This is a genomic window from Psychrobacter piscatorii (genome assembly GCF_904846415.1).
GTDB lineage: Bacteria > Pseudomonadota > Gammaproteobacteria > Pseudomonadales > Moraxellaceae > Psychrobacter > Psychrobacter piscatorii.
In genome coordinates this window covers 1-1263 of record NZ_CAJHAR010000081.1, presented here as the reverse complement: position 1 = coordinate 1263, position 1263 = coordinate 1, and the positions used below count along the sequence as shown (strand labels likewise).

General features: G+C 35.5%; 1 protein-coding gene. It reads left to right on the top strand.

Annotated features, from left to right (window positions below; all coding sequences use genetic code 11):
* The first annotated feature begins 136 nt into the window (after nucleotides 1–136).
* Nucleotides 137–1141 carry a DUF262 domain-containing protein gene (locus JMX83_RS14900; protein WP_201603368.1) on the top strand — a complete coding sequence of 335 codons (1005 nt, stop codon included), beginning with the start codon at nucleotides 137–139 and terminating at the stop codon, nucleotides 1139–1141.
* Nucleotides 1142–1263: the final 122 nt, after the last annotated feature.

The window sequence follows — 1263 nt, the reverse complement described above, 5'->3', positions numbered from 1 at the left end:
CATTCATAGTACGATTAGTTATGTGTCGCCTTTTGAGTTTGAGAGACGATACTATGATAGTCTTTGTGAGTCAGACAAAGCTGCCTGACTCAAGCAATCCACTCTCCGATATAGTCGGGGCGGTTCAAACCTGTTTTTGGATGCCCTATCTACAGCACTAACAAAAAACCGAGCAGTATCTAACCAATCTCTAGATTTGGACTTCATTTATGGAAGTATAGAGTCTGATAAATCCTTTTCAGTACTCGATGGGCAGCAACGACTGACTACTCTGTTTTTACTGCATTGGTTTTTGGCAGTAAAAAATAACTGTACATCTGAGTTCAGGAAGCATTTCACACTTAATAATAAGTCTAGATTTAGTTATAAGACCCGCCCAAGCTCAGCAGAATTCTTTGATGCTTTAACCTCGGATGCAAACTTTGAAGATAAGTTCCATCAATCTGAAAGATCAAACAAACTAAAGATAAGCGAGCTAATCAGCGATTGTAAATGGTTCTTTTCATCGTGGAAGCTAGACCCAACCGTCCAAGCTTGTTTGCACATGTTAGATGCCATTGAGCAAAAGTTTAGCAGTGTTGAAACCAATTTATATCAAAGACTGACTGAGACTGAAATTTCTTATATTACCTTTCAGTATCTGGAGTTACAGTCCTTTGGTTTAACTGATGAGCTATACATTAAAATGAACGCTCGCGGTAAGTCACTGACTTCATTTGAGCACTTCAAGGCCAAACTTGAGCAAACTATCAAGTCATATAGCAGCGATTGGCCTATTTATCAGTTAGATATTAAAGGTTTTGATGATGCACCGGTAGATGGTTATAGGTACTTCATCCATAAGATCGATACTGATTGGGCAGATTTGTTTTGGCCATATAGAAATATAGCTACGAAAGATAATACTGACAAAGATAATACTTACGATGATGAGCTTATGAATTTTATTCGCTTAATCATTTTGTATCAATATTTATTAGACAATAACATTACAAGTAATGACTTCAATAAAGAAGATTTATCAAGTTTATTGAGGACAGGATCTAAATTATTACCGACTACAATCTCTCAATACGACAAACTTAAATGCTTAAATCAAGCGTTTATTAAAAAATTAATAAATTGGCTTGATATACTATAGTCAGTTCAAAACAAAAATGTTATAGCTAGGACAAACATCATAAAATAATTTGGATAAGTCATTTTCCATCCACCCTTGGCGTAGAAACTTTACTTGTGCCCATTTTTTCTCAATAGGGTTCA